The 2876-nt window shown below is 62.1% G+C and carries 1 protein-coding gene; it reads left to right on the top strand.

Features of this window, described 5'->3' with window-relative positions; genetic code table 11:
- The first annotated feature begins 120 nt into the window (after window positions 1–120).
- A complete protein-coding gene (locus tag ACK5NW_RS08665) occupies window positions 121–2787 on the top strand; it encodes a tape measure protein (RefSeq protein WP_416927076.1) in 2667 nt (888 codons plus the stop codon).
- Window positions 2788–2876 lie beyond the last annotated feature (89 nt).

Genomic DNA, 2876 nt, shown 5'->3' with positions numbered 1-2876 from the left:
TGCATCAGATACAGCAGGGCAGATTCGGGCTTGCGCCACACGCTGAGCAACTGGTGCGCAAACAGGTAACCGGCCAGCAGCCAACCCATGATGTACACCACCATTTGATCTTTGGTGCTTATGCGCGCCAAACTGGTCGTAGAAGCCGACGCCACTGGCGGCGACAAGCTGCGCAAGCTGGCCACTGAGCTGGATCGCATGGGTCGCGAAGGTGGCGAGGCCATGCCCGAGCTGGCGGCGTTAGCCAAAGCGATGCATCAGCTGGGCAGCGCTGCCGACAGGAGCGAAAAAGCGGCCAGCAAGGCCAACCGGGCGCTGAGCCTGTTGGGCAAGGGGGCGCTGGCTGGCCTTGGTTTTGCGGGTGCGCAACTGGGCATTAACAGCGTCTCCAGCGCCCTGGGCGTACTGCGCGACGGCATTGATCAGGTGGTGCGGGCCGGAGCCAAGTTTGAGTCGCTGCAAAACCAGCTCGAAGTACTGTACGGCAGCGCTGGCAAGGCCGAGCAGGCGTTGGGCTGGATCACAGACTTTGCCAAGACCACGCCGTTCGAGTTGGACACCATCACCGAGTCGTTCGCCAAGCTCAAGGCTATGGGCCTTGACCCCATGGACGGCAGCTTTGCAGCCATTGCTGACCAGGCCGCTGCCCTGGGCGGCGAGGGCGAAACACTCAACGGGATCGTACTGGCGCTGGGCCAGGCGTGGACGAAGCAAAAATTACAGGGCGAAGAGGCGCTGCAACTGATCGAGCGCGGCGTGCCGGTGTGGGACTTGCTCGCCCAAGCCACCGGCAAAAGCGTGCGTGCGCTGCAAGAGATGTCCAGTGCCGGGCAGTTGGGGCGCGACGCGCTGCGCCAGCTGATGGATGAGATGGGCCGCACCAACGCCGGGGCGAGAGCCAAAGCGCTGGAAACCTGGAACGGCCAGATGGGTCTGCTGCGCGCCAATTGGCAGAGCTTCCTGGATTTGGTTGCCAAGTCGGGCGTGCTGGATTTGTTCCGAGCCGAACTCACGGCAGTGAACAACGCCATCGAAGAAATGTCGCAAACCGGCGAGCTCAAGGTGTGGGCGCAGCAGGCGTCGGACGCTATCGTCAAGCTGTACCAGGGCATCAAAGAATTGGGGGCAAGCGCCGTCACGGTGGCTGGCTACGTCAACAAATACAGTGCCGAGCTGGAGGCACTGGCCAAGGTTGCTGTGGGTCTAAAGGCGTTGGGCCTGGGAAAGACCTTGTTGGGCTGGGGCACAGATGCGTTGCTCGGCGCGCAACATGCCCAGGCGGCGGCGGGCATCATCGGTAAAGCGGGCCAGGTCGCGGCGGCGGGCTGGTTGGGCTGGAGCGTCGGCACCTACCTGAAGCAAGAGTTTGTAGAAATCGAGCAAGCGGGCATTGCTTTGGCGGCAGGACTGACTAAAACGGCAGCGTATGCCAAGGCGGCAGTGGAGCTTGCACAGGCGGCGTTCTCGGACGATACGGCTGCGGCGGTACAGCAGCGTCTGGCGCAGCAGTTGCAAGCCATTGACGACAGCTATGCAGACCTGTTTGCCAGCGCAGGCAAGGCGAGTGAGGCGCAGCAACAGCAGGCGGCGGCATCCGATGATGCTGCGGCAGCGGCGCAGCGGCAGGCCGATGCCAACAAAGCCAACGCCAAGTCATTGGATGATGTGGCGCTGAGTGCCGAGCAGCTTGCCAAGGCCAGCGATCAGGCGCTGACCGAAGCGTTTGACCGCTTGGGTGTCAACGCCGCGCAGGCAATGGGCCGTGTCAGCGAGAGCGCCCAGGTTGCCATCGATACCCTGGACAACGTAGCTGATCAGCTGGGCAAGGCGGGGCTGAAAGCAGAGGATTCAGCCCGTGCGATGGAGGTGGCCTTTGCCGCTGCCGTGCCCAAGGCCGACAGCCTGGAGTCGATAGACGCGCTGCAAAAGCGACTGGATGCTATGGGCAAGTCGGGCCAGCTCGGTGCTGACGGCATGCAACGCTTGAATACCATCTTGGAGCGCCAACGCCAGACGGTGGAAGGGCAGATTCCAGGTATCCAGCGCCTGGAGGAAGCGCTACACAGCCTGGGAGTGACACCGCAAAAGGAGCTGGACGCGGCAGCGGCAGCGGCCAAGCAAGCGTTTGATACGGTGCAAGGCAGTGGCACAGCTACAGCGCAGGAGCTCAACCAGGCTTGGCGGTCCATGGCCGAGACGCAGATCGCGGCCAACGATGGCGTGGCCGATGCCATGCTGCAAGCCCAGGCAGGGCAACGTGGCTTTGTGATTGAAACCGACGAAGCGGGTAAATCTGTGGTCAGAAGCATGGAGGAATCCAAGCAGGCGACCGAGAGCGTGGGCGATGCAGCCAAAGAGACCGGGCGCAAGACGAAACAAGCCCAAAAAGAAATGGCCGATGGTCAGGGCGACGTGGACGCCGCGCTGGACAAAACCGCGAAAAAGCACGGCGAGCTGCAACAGGCGGTCACTTTCACATGGATGTCAGCCACCACCCAGGCCAGCAAGTACCGTGATGAGGCAGCGCGCCATGCAGATGAACTTGAAGGTAAATGGCAGTCGCTTAACGGCCAGATCGTCAACAGCTGGGCAGGTTACTACCGCGCCTGGAATACCCACTTTGTCACGCTCAGGACGCTGGCCGAGGAATACGCCAAGTCCCTGGAACGTGTTGACGCCGAGCAACAAGCACTGGAGCGCTCGGGCAGCGGCACGGCAAAAGGAGTGGAAGACCTGCGCATGCGCCTGCTGGAACTTAAGGAAGGTCTGCAAAAGTCAGCCCCATGACGGCCTGATCTGAGACAGTGGAGCGATGCAACAGACAAGCCTTGCCACCACTGGATTCGAGCTTGCAGCCAAACGCACGCGCAAGCGTG

The sequence above is a fragment of the Ottowia sp. genome (genome assembly GCF_047975795.1).
Classification (GTDB): domain Bacteria; phylum Pseudomonadota; class Gammaproteobacteria; order Burkholderiales; family Burkholderiaceae_C; genus Ottowia.
Note: the sequence above shows the minus strand (reverse complement) of the source record. Positions and strands in the feature narration are given on the sequence as shown.